At 64.2% G+C, this 15,166-nt stretch carries 14 protein-coding genes; 10 read left to right on the top strand and 4 right to left on the bottom strand.

Annotated features, from left to right (window positions below; translation table 11 throughout):
- Positions 1 to 79: 79 nt before the first annotated feature.
- From QMY55_RS05145 to pbpC, 8 genes are all read left to right on the top strand, one after another.
- Complete coding sequence (locus QMY55_RS05145) at positions 80 to 1,177, top strand: ABC transporter ATP-binding protein (protein ID WP_283487603.1); 1,098 nt, start codon at positions 80 to 82, stop codon at positions 1,175 to 1,177.
- 96 nt (positions 1,178 to 1,273) lie between these two features.
- Positions 1,274 to 2,563: an ABC transporter substrate-binding protein gene (locus tag QMY55_RS05150; RefSeq protein ID WP_283487604.1), complete on the top strand. Its 1,290-nt coding sequence runs from the start codon at positions 1,274 to 1,276 to the stop codon at positions 2,561 to 2,563.
- Positions 2,563 to 3,504 carry a carbohydrate ABC transporter permease gene (locus QMY55_RS05155; protein ID WP_283487605.1) on the top strand — a complete coding sequence of 314 codons (942 nt, stop codon included), beginning with the start codon at positions 2,563 to 2,565 and terminating at the stop codon, positions 3,502 to 3,504. The genes QMY55_RS05150 and QMY55_RS05155 overlap by 1 nt, the downstream gene beginning before the upstream one ends.
- Entirely contained in the window at positions 3,501 to 4,355 is an 855-nt protein-coding gene (locus QMY55_RS05160) for a carbohydrate ABC transporter permease (RefSeq protein WP_283487606.1), read from the top strand. Before QMY55_RS05155 ends, QMY55_RS05160 begins: the two co-directional genes overlap by 4 nt.
- 54 nt (positions 4,356 to 4,409) lie before the next feature.
- Complete coding sequence (locus QMY55_RS05165; RefSeq protein WP_283487607.1) at positions 4,410 to 4,805, top strand: VOC family protein; 396 nt, start codon at positions 4,410 to 4,412, stop codon at positions 4,803 to 4,805.
- 97 nt (positions 4,806 to 4,902) lie between these two features.
- The gene (locus QMY55_RS05170) at positions 4,903 to 5,775 is read left to right on the top strand and encodes an endonuclease/exonuclease/phosphatase family protein (RefSeq protein ID WP_283487608.1); all 873 of its coding nucleotides are present in this window, start codon (positions 4,903 to 4,905) and stop codon (positions 5,773 to 5,775) included.
- Between the two features lie 54 nt (positions 5,776 to 5,829).
- Positions 5,830 to 6,384, top strand: coding sequence for an HdeD family acid-resistance protein (locus QMY55_RS05175; RefSeq protein WP_283487609.1), 555 nt, complete (start codon positions 5,830 to 5,832; stop codon positions 6,382 to 6,384).
- A 125-nt stretch (positions 6,385 to 6,509) separates the two neighbouring features.
- Positions 6,510 to 8,906: a penicillin-binding protein 1C gene (gene pbpC / locus QMY55_RS05180; RefSeq protein ID WP_283487610.1), complete on the top strand. Its 2,397-nt coding sequence runs from the start codon at positions 6,510 to 6,512 to the stop codon at positions 8,904 to 8,906.
- 11 nt (positions 8,907 to 8,917) lie between these two features.
- On the opposite strand, the gene QMY55_RS05185 is transcribed toward pbpC, so the two are convergent.
- Positions 8,918 to 9,817 (bottom strand): LysR family transcriptional regulator, encoded by a 900-nt coding sequence (locus tag QMY55_RS05185; RefSeq protein ID WP_283487611.1) that lies wholly within the window; start codon positions 9,815 to 9,817, stop codon positions 8,918 to 8,920.
- A gap of 80 nt (positions 9,818 to 9,897) precedes the next feature.
- Here QMY55_RS05185 and QMY55_RS05190 point away from each other — a divergent pair, with 80 nt between their 5' ends.
- Both QMY55_RS05190 and QMY55_RS05195 read left to right on the top strand, forming a co-directional pair.
- Entirely contained in the window at positions 9,898 to 10,518 is a 621-nt protein-coding gene (locus QMY55_RS05190) for a nitroreductase family protein (RefSeq protein ID WP_283487612.1), read from the top strand.
- Entirely contained in the window at positions 10,515 to 11,390 is an 876-nt protein-coding gene (locus QMY55_RS05195; protein WP_283487613.1) for an EamA family transporter, read from the top strand. The genes QMY55_RS05190 and QMY55_RS05195 overlap by 4 nt, the downstream gene beginning before the upstream one ends.
- 33 nt (positions 11,391 to 11,423) lie before the next feature.
- Here QMY55_RS05195 and lldD read toward each other — a convergent pair whose 3' ends face one another.
- Genes lldD through lldP form a run of 3 tightly spaced genes read right to left on the bottom strand, consistent with a single transcriptional unit; the run spans position 11,424 to position 15,009 of the window.
- Positions 11,424 to 12,560: an FMN-dependent L-lactate dehydrogenase LldD gene (gene lldD / locus QMY55_RS05200; protein WP_283487614.1), complete on the bottom strand. Its 1,137-nt coding sequence runs from the start codon at positions 12,558 to 12,560 to the stop codon at positions 11,424 to 11,426.
- On the bottom strand, positions 12,557 to 13,327 hold the full coding sequence (lldR, locus tag QMY55_RS05205) for a transcriptional regulator LldR (protein ID WP_283488887.1): 771 nt from the start codon (positions 13,325 to 13,327) through the stop codon (positions 12,557 to 12,559). Before lldR ends, lldD begins: the two co-directional genes overlap by 4 nt.
- 17 nt (positions 13,328 to 13,344) lie before the next feature.
- A complete protein-coding gene (gene lldP / locus QMY55_RS05210) occupies positions 13,345 to 15,009 on the bottom strand; it encodes an L-lactate permease (protein ID WP_283487615.1) in 1,665 nt (554 codons plus the stop codon).
- Positions 15,010 to 15,166: the final 157 nt, after the last annotated feature.

Genomic DNA, 15,166 nt, shown 5'->3' on the forward strand with positions numbered 1-15,166 from the left:
CTGCCGGGGCTTTTTCATGGCCGCTGTACGCTACCCGCTCTGACATGCGCTTGTCATGTTCAGTTTCTAGACTGGCGCGATGTCTTTGATCGAGCTGGAGAACGTTGCCAAATCCTGGGGCAACACCACGGCCTTGCAGGCCGTGAATCTGAGAATTGAGCCAGGCTCGTTTTGTGTTTTGCTGGGCCCTTCGGGCTGCGGAAAATCCACCACCTTGCGCATGATTGCCGGACTGGATACGCCCAGCTCTGGTACGGTGCGCATCGATGGTCGCGACGTCACCCATCTGCCGCCGGCCGAGCGCGGCATTGCCATGGTGTTCCAGAACTATGCGCTGTTTCCCCATCTGACAGTAGCCGACAACATCCAGTTCGGCCTGCAGGTGCGCAAGCTGCCCAAGGCCGAATGCATGCAGCGCCTGCAGCAGACGGCCGAGCTGCTGGGCCTGACTGCCTTGCTGGATCGCAAGCCCGGTCAGCTTTCGGGCGGCCAGCAGCAGCGTGTGGCGCTGGGCCGGGCACTGGTGGCCCGGGCCAAGGTCTGCCTGATGGACGAGCCGCTGTCCAACCTCGATGCCCAGCTACGTCAGGAAATGCGCGCCGAGCTGCGCGAGCTGCAGCAGCGTCTGGGTCTTACGGTGGTCTATGTGACCCACGATCAGGCCGAGGCCATGAGCATGGCCGATCAGGTCGTTCTGCTGCATCAGGGGCATGTCGAGCAATGCGCCAGACCCCGTGACATCTATGCTCAGCCTGCCACGACTTTTGCTGCACGCTTTATCGGCACACCGGCCATGAACATCGTCAGGCTGCAAGGGCGAGGCATTGCTGGCAGCGATTGCGAAGTGGCTCCCAGCATGGTGGCAGGCAGTGCCTACCCGCAGCTCATGGGCATCAGACCTGAACTGATTGCCGTCGCTTCAGACCGCCAAGGTGTATTGGCCACCGTGCAGGGGTTTGAGTATCTGGGTGCCGATCTGGTGCTGCGCTGCCTTGTGGGCACGGAGTTGCTGACGGTGCGTGCACCGGGCAACGCCCATGCAGGTCTGGAACCCGGGCACAGCGTGTATCTGCAATGGCCTGCCACGGCGGCGCACTGGTTTGATGGCCAGAGCCGGCGTATCGAAGCGCTGTCCGCAGACCTGGCTGCAGACCCGCTGTTTCTGGCCAGTGCCTGAGCACTTCTGATGTCTTGTGCCGGAGCCTCCATCTCGCATCGGCTCCGGATTTTCGATTTTCTGTTTCGCATCCGCTGATCCCGAGGAGGAATTCCCATGCGTCGCCAAACCTTTATCCATGGCCTGATTGCAGGCGCTGCCACTTTGAGCCTGTCGGGCCTGATCCAGGCACAGACCCCGCTGGAAGTGCCGTTCTATTACCCCGTGGCCGTGGGCGGTCCCATCACCAAGGTGATTGACGGCTATGCGGCCGAATTCAACAAGGTCCACCCCCAGTACAAGCTCACGCCGGTTTACGCGGGCACCTACCAGGAGACCATCGTCAAGGCACTGACGGCCCACAAGGCCGGCAAGGCGCCCGCGACCTCGGTGCTGCTGTCCACCGACATGTTCACGCTGATGGACGAGGACGCGATCGCGCCCATCGACGACTTCGTGAAGACCGATGCCGACAAGGCCTGGCTCAAGGGCTTCTATCCGGCTTTCATGGCCAACAGCCAGGCCGGTGGCAAGACCTGGGGCATCCCGTTCCAGCGCTCTACCGTGGTCATGTACTACAACAAGCAGGCCTTCAAGGAAGCCGGGCTGGACCCCAATAAAGCCCCCCAGAACTGGAAGGAGCTCAAGGAAGCCGCGCACAAGCTGACCAAGAAGGATGCCAGCGGCAAGGTCGTGCAGTACGGCATCCAGATCCCGTCCACGGGCTTTGCCTACTGGATGCTGCAGACGCTGACCACGCCCAACGACGCGCTGCTGGCCAACGAGGCCGGCACCAAGGTCACGCTGAACCATCCCAAGGTCATCGAAGCGCTGGACTTCTGGGTCAGCCTGGTCAAGGAGGGCGTGCATCCGGCCGGCGTGGTGGAGTGGGGCACGACACCCAAGGACTTCATGGAAAAGAAGGCCGCCATCATCGTGACCACGACCGGCAACCTGACCAATATCAAGGCCAATGCCAAGTTCGATTTCGGCGTGGGCCAGATCGCCGGCAATATCCGCAAGGGCTCGCCCACGGGCGGCGGCAATTTCTACATCTTCAAGAAGGCAGCCAAGGAGCAGCAGCAGGCCGCCTTCGAGTTCGCCAAGTGGATCACCCAGCCCGAGCATGCCGCGCAGTGGAGCATGGACAGCGGCTATGTGGCCGTCTCGCCCGCAGCCTACGAGACGCCCGTGCTCAAGAAGTACGGCCAGGAATTCCCGCAGGCCCTGGTGGCACGCGATCAGCTGCCGGTGTCGGTGGCCGAGTATTCCACGCATGAGAACCAGCGCGTGACCAAGGTACTCAACGACGCCATCCAGGCGGCCCTGAACGGCAGCAAGACCCCGGCCCAGGCCATGGAAGAGGCGCAGAAGGAATCCGATCGCATTCTGCGTCGCTACAAGTGATGAGCGCCACCGCGACCGACAACGCGCGGGGCGGCCTGCGGCCTGCGGCAGGAGCCCTGGCCGCCGCAGCGGCCCGCCGCGAGGCTGTCCATGCCTGGCTGCTGCTGTTGCCCGCCCTGGTACTGCTGCTGAGCTTCACGCACTGGCCCACGCTGTCCACGTTCTGGGACAGCTTGCATGCTACGGGGCGCGGCGGGCAGACCGGCGCATGGGCGGGTCTGGAGAACTATGCGGTGATGGTCGACGACCCCGTGTTCTGGCAGGCCGTGCGCAACAACCTGTGGTTCGCCGCGGCGACGATCCCTCTGTCCATGGGGTTGGCGCTGCTGATGGCGCTGTGGGTCAACGAAAAACTGGCCGGCCGGGCCTTTCTGCGCATGGCGTATTTCACGCCCACGGTGCTGCCCATGATCGCCGTGGCCAATATCTGGCTGTTCTTCTACACGCCGCAGTACGGTCTGCTCGAGCAGATCCGTGGCGCTGTTGGCTTGGGCGCGCACAACTGGCTGGGCGATCCGTCCACGGCCCTGGCCTGCGTGACCCTGGTGGCCGTGTGGAAGGAGGCGGGTTTCTTCATGATCTTCTACCTGGCCGCGCTGCAGACGCTGAACCCCAGCCTCAAGGAGGCGGCGGCCATCGAGGGCGCATCGCGCTGGTATTTCTTTCGCCGCGTGCAGTGGCCGCTGCTCATGCCCACCACGCTGTTCGTGCTGGTCAATGCGGTGATCAATGCCTTCCGCCTGGTGGACCATATCTTCATCCTCACGCGCGGCGGGCCGGACAATGCCTCCACGCTGCTGCTCTACCATCTGTACGAAGTGGGCTTCAAGTTCTGGGACACCGGCTATGCGGCGGCCATCACCGTGGTGCTGGTGGTGGTGCTGGCCGGTGTGGCGCTGCTGCAGTTCTTCGTGCTCGACAAAAAGGTGCATTACCAATGAGTGCCGCTGCACTTTTTTCAACGCGCAATCGCGCTGCGGCGACCATCTATGCCACTTCATGGCTGGACACCGTGGCCGCCTGGTTGCTGGCCTTGCTGTGGATACTGCCGCTGGCCTATGCGGTCTGGACGGCCTTTCATCCGGCCGATGTGTCCACGCGCCTGGATCTGTCCGCCCCCTGGACGCTGCAGAACTTCCGCCACGCCTGGGAGGCCGCGCCATTTGCGCGCTACTTCCTCAACACGATGATCCTGGTGGCGCTGATCCTGGCGGCGCAGCTGGTGCTGAGCACGCTGGCGGCCTTTGCCTTTGCGCGCTACCGCTTTCGCGGCAGCAACGTGGCTTTCGCGCTGGTGCTGGTGCAACTGATGATCATGCCGGACATCCTGCTGGTGGCCAATTACCAGACCATGTCGCAGCTGGGCGCCGTCGATACGCTGCTGGGCATAGGCCTGCCGTATTTCGCCTCGGCCTTTGCGATCTTTCTGCTGCGCCAGACCTTTATGGGCATCCCCAGGGAGCTGGACGAGGCCGCGCGCGTGGAAGGCGCCAGCACGTTGCAGATCCTCTGGCGTGTCTACGTGCCGCTGGCAAAGCCCGTGTACACGGCGTTTGCACTGGTGTCGGTGAGCTTTCACTGGAACAACTTCCTGTGGCCGTTGATCATCACCAACAGCGTGGAATCGCGTCCGCTCACGGTGGGCCTGCAGGTGTTCTCCAGCGTGGAGTCGGGCGTGGAGTGGTCCACCATCTGTGCGGCCACGCTGATGACCTCGGGCCCGCTGCTGCTGGCCTTTTTGCTGTTCCAGCGCCAGTTCGTGCAAAGCTTTATGCGCGCCGGCATCAAGTGATTAGCAGGCGGGCGGCGGGGTACAGTGGCGTTCTTGTGTAATGGAGTATTTGCCATGTCCGGACCCGCTGCAGCAGGCGTGCTGATCTACGCCAAACACCGCGATGCGCTTGCGAACTTCTACGGCAGCGTGCTGGGCATGCAGCAGCTGTATCGTGACGAGCATCTGACGGTGATCGCGTCGCCGCAGCTGCAGCTGGTCGTCCATGCCATTCCCGAAGCCATTGCCAGCCAGGTCGGCATTGCCTCGCCGCCGGCGCGGCGCGAGAACGTGGCGCTCAAGTTCTTTGCCACCGTGCCTTCCATTGCCGAGGCCGCCAGGGCTGCCGAGGTTCTGGGTGGCCAGGTCTTCGACGAGCGCTGGCAGGGAGCGGGTTTTGCGGTCTGCAATGCCATGGACTGCGAAGGCAATGTGTTCCAGCTGCGCGAATGGACGGCGGTCCAGGAGTGACGCAGCGCCTCTGGTCTGGCGTTGCAGGCTTTTAAAACGATAGCTGAAGGCACTTGCTGAATCGGCGTTAGCCCCTTGTTTGATGCAAAGGAAAAACATGCAGATACTGACCTGGAATACGCAGTGGTGCTGTGGCATGGACGGCATGGTCAGCGTGGAGCGCATAGTCCGTCACGCCCTGGAAATGGGCGAAGCAGCTGGCGGGCTGGATGTGCTGTGCCTGCAGGAAATCGCGGTCAATTACCCGGCGCTGCAGGGCTCTCCTGGCGATCAGTTGGCCGAACTGCGTGCGCTGCTGCCGGGCTGGGCGGTATTCATGGGCGCCAGCGTGGACGAGTTCACCGCTCAGGGGCGCCAGCGTTTTGGCAATGTGATTGCCACCCGCATGCCCGTGCTGCAGCTGCAGCATCACCTCTTGCCCATGCCGGCGGATGCCGATATGCGTTGCATGCAGCGCATGTGTTCGGTGGTGACGGTCAGCGATGCAGCTCTGGGGCTGGTGCGCATCATGACCACGCATCTGGAATATTTTTCAGGGATTCAGCGCATGGCCCAGGCCCAGGCATTGCGTGCCCTGCAGATGCAGGCCTGTGCATTGGCCGATGTACCGCCTCGGCCCGCCAGCGATGGCTCTCCCTACCAGACCAAGCCGCACACCCGCCATGCCGTGCTGTGCGGAGACTTCAACTTCGAGCCGCATGAGGCCGAGTATGCGCAGCTGTCTGCACCATGGGACGGAACCAGCGATGGTGCAAAGCCCGGTCGGTGGCTCAACAGCTGGAGCGTGCTGCATCCGGACAAGCAGCAACCGCCCACTTTCCGCCTGCTCGATAGAACCTGGGGGCCAGCGCCCGGAGCCTGTGATTTCCTGTGGGTCAGCGATAGCCTGCAAAGCCATGTGAGGGACTGGCGGGTGGACAGCAGCACTCAGGCGTCCGATCATCAACCTGTATTGCTGGGGTTGGGCTGATCTTGGCCAGAGGCCTTGTGCCCATGTTTTGATAGTCATCTGAAGGAGGATTTCATGCATAGCAATATTGCTTCCATGTCCGTCATGTTCCGTCGCAACTGGTGGGCACTTCTGTTGCGTGGTCTGGCCGCCATCGTGTTCGGCGTGCTGACCTGGCTGCAGCCCGCCGCATCGGCGGCAGCCCTGGTGCTGGTGTTCGGCATCTATGTGCTGGTGGACGGTGTGCTGGCCATTGTTTCTTCCTTCCAGAGCCGTCAGGAGTCACGCCACTGGTGGGTGGTATTGATCTGGGGGCTGATCAGTGCCGTGGTGGGTCTGCTGATGCTGTTCCAGCCTGCGGTCACGGCGCTGGTGATGACGATCTATATCGGAATCTGGGCGCTGATGACGGGAGTGATGGAGATCGTGGCGGCTATGCGTCTGCGCAAGGAAATCCAGGGGGAATGGCTGTTGATCCTGGGCGGCTTGATTTCCGTGCTGTTTGGAATTTTTGTCCTCATGCAGCCGGCTGCCGGAATGATGGCCATGCTATGGGTGCTGGCTACCTATGCTGTGGTGTTTGGCGTGTTGATGGTGATCCTGGCTTTCAAGGTCAGAAGGGCTTTCTGAGGGCAGGGAGCCGATCAGCAGCGGCCCCGGTGCAGGGCCGCTTTTTTGTGTCCATCCGTTGTGCGTGATGCTCCTGTGCCTGGAGCTGCTGCGCATCTTTGGGACAATGGCTCAAAAGGCAAACCATGCAGACAACGGACAAGCAACAAGGCAAGAAACTGGCAGGCAGCGCAGCGAGACGGCTGCTATGGGGCGGTACGCTATGGCTGGGACTGATTGGCAGCAGTCATGCATTGCCGAACTTTGACGAGGTCCGGCGTGAGCATCGTTCGTCGGAGACCCTGCTGCTTTCACGCGAGGGCGAGGAGCTGCAGCGCATACGTACCGACAGCACCGTGCGCCGTGGCCCATGGGTGGGCCTGGGCGATGTGTCGCCGGCGCTGCGTACAGCGCTGGTGCTCAGCGAGGACAAGCGGTTCTATGAACACAGCGGTGTGGACTGGGCGGCGGTGACGGCTGCGGCCTGGGGCAACCTCTGGAACAGCCGCACGCGTGGTGCCAGCACCATCACCATGCAACTGGCCGGTCTGCTGGACGGCGACTGGCGCCAGGGCCCTGGCGGCCGCACGGTGGTGCAGAAGATCGGCCAGACGGTGGCCGCCCAGGTGCTGGACCGGCGCTGGCGCAAGGATCAGATTCTGGAAGCCTATCTGAACATGGTGCCGTTTCGCGGCGAGATCGTGGGCATCGAAGCCTTGTCTCAAAGCCTGTTCGGCAAGGCGCCGCATGGCCTGGATGCGCGAGAGGCGGCCATTGCGGCAGCGCTGGTGCGTGCACCCAATGCCTCGGCCGAACGTGTGGGCCAGCGTGCCTGCGGTGTGCTGCAGGTGATGGCGCCGGACGATGTGGCGGCCAAGGATTGCAGCGCCATGCAGCTGTATACGGCCAGCGTGTTGCAGCGCAGGCAGTGGCAGCCGGTGGAAGGCATAGCACCGCACTTTGCGCGGCGCTGGCTGGCGCTGCCGCAGAACAAGGGGCAGGAGCAGGTGCGTTCCACCCTGAGCGCGCCGCTGCAGCGCTTTGCGGTCAGCAGTCTGCAGCAGCATCTGCGCGAGCTGCAGGGCCGCAATGTGGAGGACGGTGCACTGGTGGTGCTGGACAACCGCAGCGGTGAAATTCTGGCCTGGGTGGGCTCTTCGGGCACGCTGAGCCAGGCCTCGGAAGTCGATGGCGTCACCGCCATGCGCCAGCCCGGCTCCACGCTCAAGCCTTTTCTCTATGCACAGGCGATTGCGGAAAAGCGCATCACCGCTGCATCGCTGATCGAGGATTCCTCGGCCCATATTCCCACGCAGAACGGCCTCTACATCCCGCAGAACTACGACCGGCGCTTCAAGGGCTGGGTTTCTGCGCGCACGGCGCTGGCTTCTTCGCTCAACGTGCCGGCGGTGCGCACCCTGGTCATGGTCACGCCCGATGCATTTTTCGACCAGCTCAAACGCCTGGGCCTGCCGCTGCGCGAAAGCGGCGGCTATTACGGCTTCAGCCTGGCGCTGGGCAGCAGCGAAGTGCCCTTGCTCTATCTGACCAATGCCTACCGCGCGCTGGCCAATGGCGGCCAATGGCAGCCCGTGAATTGGGGAGAGAAAACAAAGGAGGGTGCCGTGCAAGCCGTGGATGCGCGTGCTGCCTTTATCGTGGGCGATATTCTTTCCGACAATATGGCGCGTGCCCCGACCTTCGGTACCGACAGTGTGCTGGCCACGCGCTTCTGGACTGCAGTGAAGACCGGCACCAGCAAGGACATGCGCGACAACTGGGCCGTGGGTTGGTCGCAGCGCTACACGGTCGGTGTCTGGGTGGGCAATGCGCGTGGCGAGGCCATGCACTCGGTCAGCGGCACCAGCGGGGCCGCGCCCATCTGGGCCGAGGTCATGGGCTTTTTGCACCGCAATACGCCAAGCCGTGCGCCCAAGGCTGCACAGGGCCTGGTGCAGCAGCAGGTGCAGTTCGGCGCAGGAGCAGGCGGCTCTCCCATCGAAAGCCAGCGTAGCGAATGGTTTGTCGCGGGAACGCAGCAGGCGGTTTTTGCTATGGATCACATAGCTGATGGCGCTGGACCATCAAGCGCTACAGGCCAAAAAGGCTCAAAGACTGGCGGCACCACAGGTGCGGTGAGCTCAGTGCGTATCTCGCGTCCGGCCAACGGCACCATCCTGGCATTGGATCCAGACATCCCGCCCGACAGCCAGCGCGTGCAGCTGATTGCCCGTCAGGCTGGCATGGCCGCAGAGCAGGACTGGCGCGACAGCAGCTTGCGCTGGCGTCTGGTCACGCGCCAGTATGTGGCGCCGCCCAAGGCTGCAGATGGCAAGCCGCAAGCGGTGACCCCTGTGGTGCGAGAAGTCCCGCGCGAGCTGGGGCGCGGCAGCCAGCTGGGCTGGTTGCCCTGGCCGGGCCGCCACCGGCTGGAGCTGCTCGACGCCTCGGGCAAGGTGCTGGACAGCATCCAGCTGGAGGTGCGTGGGGCAGGGGCTCTGGTGGCCGGACCCGAGCAGATCCGCAGCACGCCACGGCGCTGAGTGCCCGCGCTTCAGCCGCTCTTGCCCTGATCGAACTGCGCTACCAGAAAGTCCAGCAGTGCACGCAGCTTGGGGGCCATATGCTGGCGCGATGGATAGACGGCATAGAGCGTGGTCTTCACCGTGCTCCAGTCCTCCAGGGCGGCCTGCAGCCGGCCTGTGCGCAGGTCTTCCTCGACATAGGGGCGCGGGATCAGGCTGATGCCAAAGCCCGCGCGCAGCGCATCGCGCACCGCCAGGCTGGAAGACACCGAATAGCGGGCGTTGACGGCAATTCGTTCCATGTGCCCGTCTTGCTCGAATTCCCAGACATCCGCGTGGCCCGAAAGGCTGAAGCGTATAGGGTCCAGGCCCTTGAGATCGGCTGGCGTGCGGGGGCGGCCATGCTTTTCGAAGTAGCCGGGAGCGGCGCACAGCACATGTGACATGGCCGTCAGCGGGCGCGCGATCAGCGAGCTGTCCTCGAGCCGGTCGCTGCCGCGTATGGCCAGATCGAAGCCTTCGCGCACGATATCGACACGCCGGTCGTCCAGGTGCAGATCCAGCTGCAGCTCGGGGTAGCGCTCCAGGAAGGCGGGGATGGCAGATGAGATCTGCGTCAGCGTGAATGTCATCGGGGCGCTGACCTTGAGCAGCCCGCTGGGCGAGGCCTTGATGGGGCATAGCGCCCTGTCGGCATCGGCCAGCGCATCCAGCGCCCGAGTGACATGTTCCAGATACAGGCGGCCTTCTTCCGTCAGCGCCATGCGCCGCGTGGTGCGATGGATCAGGCGTGCGCCCACATGAGCTTCCAGCTCGGCGATGTTCTTGCTGATGGCGGCGGGTGACAGTCCCAGGCTGCGGCCGGCCTCGGCAAAGCTGCCGCGCTCGGCTACGCGGTGAAAGACTTGCAGGGCAATCAGTCGGTCCATGGGATTCTTATTTATTGGTGAATGGTTTCTTTTGAAATACGCCAATTATCAATTGATAGTGAATTATCTACAGTCGAGCCATGACCACACCACATCCCACGCTTACCCTCATCGAGCAGCGCATCTCGGCCAACCGCTTCGATGCCTCCCACCGCCTGGCGGACGCCGAGATCGAACGGTTGGTAGAGCTGGCCACGCGCGCCCCTACGGCCTACAACCTCCAGAACTGGCGTTTCATCGCCGTGCGCACGCCTGCGGCCAAGGCCAGGCTGCGTGCCGTGGCCCAGGACCAGGCCAAGGTGGAAGAGGCGGCCGTCTGCTTCATCGTCTGCGGCGTACTGGCCGACCCTCAGTCCCTGGCCGAGCGGCTGCAGCCATTCGTGGGCGCGGGCTTCATGCCTGCGGGCATGGCACAGGGCTGGCTGCAGGCCGCGAGCCAGCAGTACGCCAGCGCGCAGGCGGTGCGTGATGAGGCCCTGCGTTCGGCCAGCTTGGCCTCCATGACGCTGATGCATGCGGCGCAGGCGCTGGGTCTAGCATCCTGTGCGATGACAGGCTTCGACGCCGAAGGCGTGGCAAGTACCTTCGGCCTGGCGCCCGAGGAGGTGCCGGTCATGCTTGTCACCGTGGGCCGTGCCGCAGCGGGCAACTGGCCGCAGAAGCCGCGCCGGCCGCTGGCGCAGGTGCTGGAGCTGGCATGAGCGTCCATCAGTCCGAGCGGGCACAAGCATCGGCACGCGATCTGCTGCTGACGGCGCTGGCTCCAGCTATCTGGGGCAGCAGCTACATCGTCAGCACCGAGCTGCTGCCCCAGGTACCGCCGATGACAGTGGCCCTGCTGCGTGCTCTGCCCGCAGGCTTACTGTTGCTGGCGTTTGCACGGCGCCTGCCGCAGGGCATCTGGTGGTTGCGGGTGTTCATCCTGGGGGCGCTCAATTTCTCGGTGTTCTGGAGCATGCTGTTCGTCTCAGCCTACCGCCTGCCGGGTGGCGCGGCCGCCACCGTCGGGGCCGTGCAGCCACTGGTGGTGGTGTTTCTTGCGGCCTGGGTGCTGGGCAGCGCGGTGCGGCCGGCTTCGGTGCTGGGGGCTCTGGCCGGGCTGGCGGGCGTGGCCTTGCTGGTGCTTACGCCGGGCGTGGCGTTGGATGCGACGGGCATTGCGGCAGGTCTGGCCGGAGCGGTCTCCATGGCCTGCGGCACGGTACTCACGCGCAAATGGCGCCCGCCCGTGCCGCTGCTGACTTTCACCGCATGGCAGTTGACGGCTGGCGGCCTGTTGCTGCTGCCGGTGGCACTGTGGGCAGGGCCGGATTTTCCGTCTCCCACGCTGGGTCATCTGATCGGGCTGGCCTGGCTGGGCCTGGTGGGCGCGGCGCTGACCTATGTGCTGTGGTTTCGCGGCATTGCCCGGCTGGAGCCGGGCGTGGTGGCATCGCTGGGCTTTCTCAGCCCGGTGACGGCGATTGTGCTGGGATGGATGGCTCTGGGCCAGACGCTGACGGCCGTGCAGGTGGCCGGCGTGGTTCTGGTCCTGGGCGGCATCTGGCTGGGGCAGAGAGGCGCGGTGCGCTGATTTCCCCAGTCTGGGCAGGCAGCTATCGAGTTGTCATTCCCGCACCAGCAGATCGCCGGTGATCTCGCCCACGTTCTTGACGCTGGTCAGCGTCATGGCCACGCGCATTTCCTTTTCGAGCAGCTCGAGCAGATGGCTGACGCCGGCGCCGCCTTCGGCCGCCAGCGCATAGATGAAGGCGCGGCCGATCATGGTGCAGTCGGCGCCTAGGGCCAGCATGCGCACGATGTCCAGGCCGTTGCGGATGCCGGAGTCGGCCAGGATCTTGATCTGACCCTTGACGGCGTCGGCGATGGCCGGAAGGGCTCGGGCCGAGGAGAGGGCGCCGTCGAGCTGGCGGCCTCCGTGGTTGGAGACGATGATGCCGTCGGCGCCAAAGCGCACCGCATCCCTGGCGTCCTCGGGGTCGAGAATGCCCTTGATGACCATGGGGCCCTTCCAGAAGTCGCGTATCCATTCCAGGTCCGCCCACGAGATCGAGGGGTCGAAGTTCGCGCCCAGATAGCCCATGTAGTCTTCCAGGCTGACGTTCTTGCCCAGGTAGGTGGAAATATTGCCCAGCGTGTGCGGACGGCCCAGCAAACCCACGTCCAGCGCCCACTGCGGATGGGTCACGGCCTGTAGATAGCGGCGCATGGCCGCATTGGGGCCGCTCATGCCTGAATGCGCATCGCGGTAGCGGGCGCCGGGCACGGGCATGTCCACGGTGAACACCAGCGTGGAGACACCGGCGGCCTGGGCGCGCTCCAGCGCATTCTTCATGAAGCCGCGGTCCTTGAGCACATAGAGCTGGAACCACATCGGGCGGCCCAGCTTGGGGGCCACTTCCTCGATCGGGCAGACCGAGACGCTGGACATGGTGAAGGGGATACCCTTCTGATCGGCGGCCATGGCGGCCTGTACCTCGCCGCGGCGCGCATACATGCCGGTCAGGCCGACGGGGGACAGCGCCACGGGGAGGGAGAGCTTTTCGCCGAACAGCTCGATGCTGGTGTCGAGCTGGCTCATGTCCTTGAGCACGCGCTGGCGCAGCGCCACATCGGCCAGATCGTCGACATTGCGGGCTAGCGTCTTCTCGGCGTAGGCACCGCCGTCGATGTAGTGGAACAGAAAGGGCGGCAGGCGCTTTTGCGCGGCCGCGCGGTAGTCGGTGGTGGAGGAGATGATCATGAAAAAATGACTGCGGAGGATGAGAAACGGTCCAGGCGCTTGCGCCGGGCCGCTTCTGCATCCGATTCGGACAACTTGTCGTGAACGTAGGCCAGGTGTTGGCCGATGGCGCTTCTGGCCTGCTCGGGATCGCCGTCGACAATGGCCTGCATGAGGTTCTGATGTTGGGCGGTCAGATGCTCGAGTGTCGAGAGATCGTCGTGCACAAACATCAGGCGCCGGTTCTGAGCCACGGTGCCCAGCACCAGCTCGAAGAGGCTGCCCATGAGCTGCACCAGCACAGCGTTGTGCGAGGCCTCGGCAATGGCCAGATGGAACTGGGCATCGGAGCGGGCGGCGCTGGCCGCGTCGTGCGCCTGCTGGTGGCGCAGCATGTCGTCAAAGCAGCGGCGGATGCGGTCCCGGTCCTTGTCGGTGGCGCGCTGGGCTGCGTACCAGGCGGTGCTCAGCTCCAGCGCCTGGCGAGCTTCCAGCACGTCGTAGCGGTACTGGGGGTCGTCGCGCAGCAAGGACTCCAGCGGCGCGACGGCCTGCTCGTGCCACAGCGGCTGGCGCGACCCCACAAAAGTGCCGGCACCCACGCGGCTTTCGAGCACGCCGCGGCTGGCGAGCTTCTGAATCGCCTCGCGCAGCGCCGTACGAGAGACGCCCAACTGCTCGGCCAGCGCCCGTTCGGTGGGCAGCTTGTCGCCGCTCTGGAGCTGAGTGTTCTGGATCAGCTCCAGCAGTTGCTGGGCAACGCGGTCGGACAGGCGTAGGGCGGGCATGGGATCGGGCTTGAGTTTCAGGTGGTTGGAATCATCCACGGAAACACATAAGCCTGCAGCGTGCAGATGATGCCGATCAGCACCAGAAAGGCCAGGCTGTGCTTGACGGTGAAGCGGAACAGGTCTGATTCCTTGCCGGCCAGGCCCACGGCCGCGCAGGCAATGGCAATGGACTGGGGCGAGATCATTTTGCCGGTCACGCCGCCGGTGGTGTTGGCGGTCACCGCCAGTACCTCGGGCAGGCCCAGCTGCGCCGCTGTCGTGGCCTGCAGCGCGCCGAACAGCGCATTGGCCGAAGTGTCCGAGCCCGTGAGGAACACGCCAACCCAGCCCAGGAAGGGCGAGAAGAACGCAAAGGCCTTGCCGGTGTGGGCCAGGGCCATGGCCAGCGTGGTGGACAGACCCGAGTAGTTGGCGATGAAGGCAAAGGCCAGCACCATGCCGATGGAGTAGATGGGCAGGGCCAGTTCCTTGAAGGTCTCGCCCAGGGTGCGCACGGCCACCGAAGGCTTCAGGCGCAGCAGCGCGATGGCGATCACCGCCGCGATCAGGATGGCCGTGCCCGTGGCCGACAGCCAGTTGAAGGAATAGACCGCACCATAAGGCGTGGGCGTGGCGACGACGGGAGCCATTTTCTGCACCAGGTTGTGCAGCATGGGCACTGGAATGCTGACCACTGTGCCGGCCAGCGCGCCGCCCGAGGCGAACAGTGCCTTGAAGGGCTTGAGGCTCCAGATGGTCACCATGGCCGTGAGGATGATGAAAGGCGACCAGGCCTTGAGCACCACACCGGCCGTCAGCTTGACGGAAGACGTGGTCTGGATCTTGGCTGCGCCGGGCTCGGTTTCGAAGCGGAAGATGCGCTTGGGCTGCCAGAACTTCAGGAAGGTGGTCAGCGTCACCAGGGCGAAGATGGCCGAGGTGATGTCCGGCAGCTCGGGGCCCACGTAGTTGGCCGTCAGAAACTGTCCGAGCGCAAAGCTGCCGCCGCCTACCAGCACGGCAGGCCAGGTTTCCTTGACGCCGCGCCAGCCGTCCATGATGGCCATGAGCCAGAACAGCACGATGATGGTCATGAACGGCAGCTGGCGGCCGGCCATCTGGCTGATGGCCATGGCGTCCACGCCCGAGACCTGGCCCGCCACGATGATGGGAATACCCATGGCGCCGAAGGCCACCGGTGCCGTATTGCCGATCAGGCACAGCCCTGCTGCGTACAGGGGACGAAAACCCAGGCCCACGAGCAGCGCCGCCGTGATGGCCACGGGCGCACCGAAACCGGCGGCGCCTTCGAGGAAGGCGCCGAAGCAAAAGCCCACCAGGATCAGTTGCAGACGCTGGTCCTCGGTGACCGACAGAATCGACGAACGGATGATGTCGAACTGTCCGGTCTTGACCGAGACCTTGTAGAGAAACACAGCCGCGACAATGATCCAGGCAATCGGCCACAGGCCGTAGAAGAAGCCATAGACGCCTGCGGCCAGCGCGTTGGCGACTGGCATGCGGTAGAAGAGCAGCGCCACGGCCAGGGACAGCGCCACCGTGATGGTGCCCGCCACATAGCCCTTGAGGCGCAGCTTGGTCAGCGCGAGAAAGAAAAAGATGATGGGTATCAGCGCCACCAGCGCCGACACCCACACATTGCCTGCGGGGTCGTAGTTCTGCGACCAGATTTCTTGCATTGCCTTGATCTCCTGGAGATGCGCGGGGAGGTCAACCCTCCTGACTGTCCAGAAGTCTTCCCCGTCAAATTTTCAAAAATGACCGTGTGCAAAACCGGCTGTGCCGCTCAGGGGTGGGCCCGATGTATTCCAGCCTTGCTTGCTAAATTGGTATTAC

It is taken from the genome of Comamonas resistens, assembly GCF_030064165.1.
In the GTDB taxonomy this organism is placed as follows: domain Bacteria; phylum Pseudomonadota; class Gammaproteobacteria; order Burkholderiales; family Burkholderiaceae_C; genus Comamonas; species Comamonas resistens.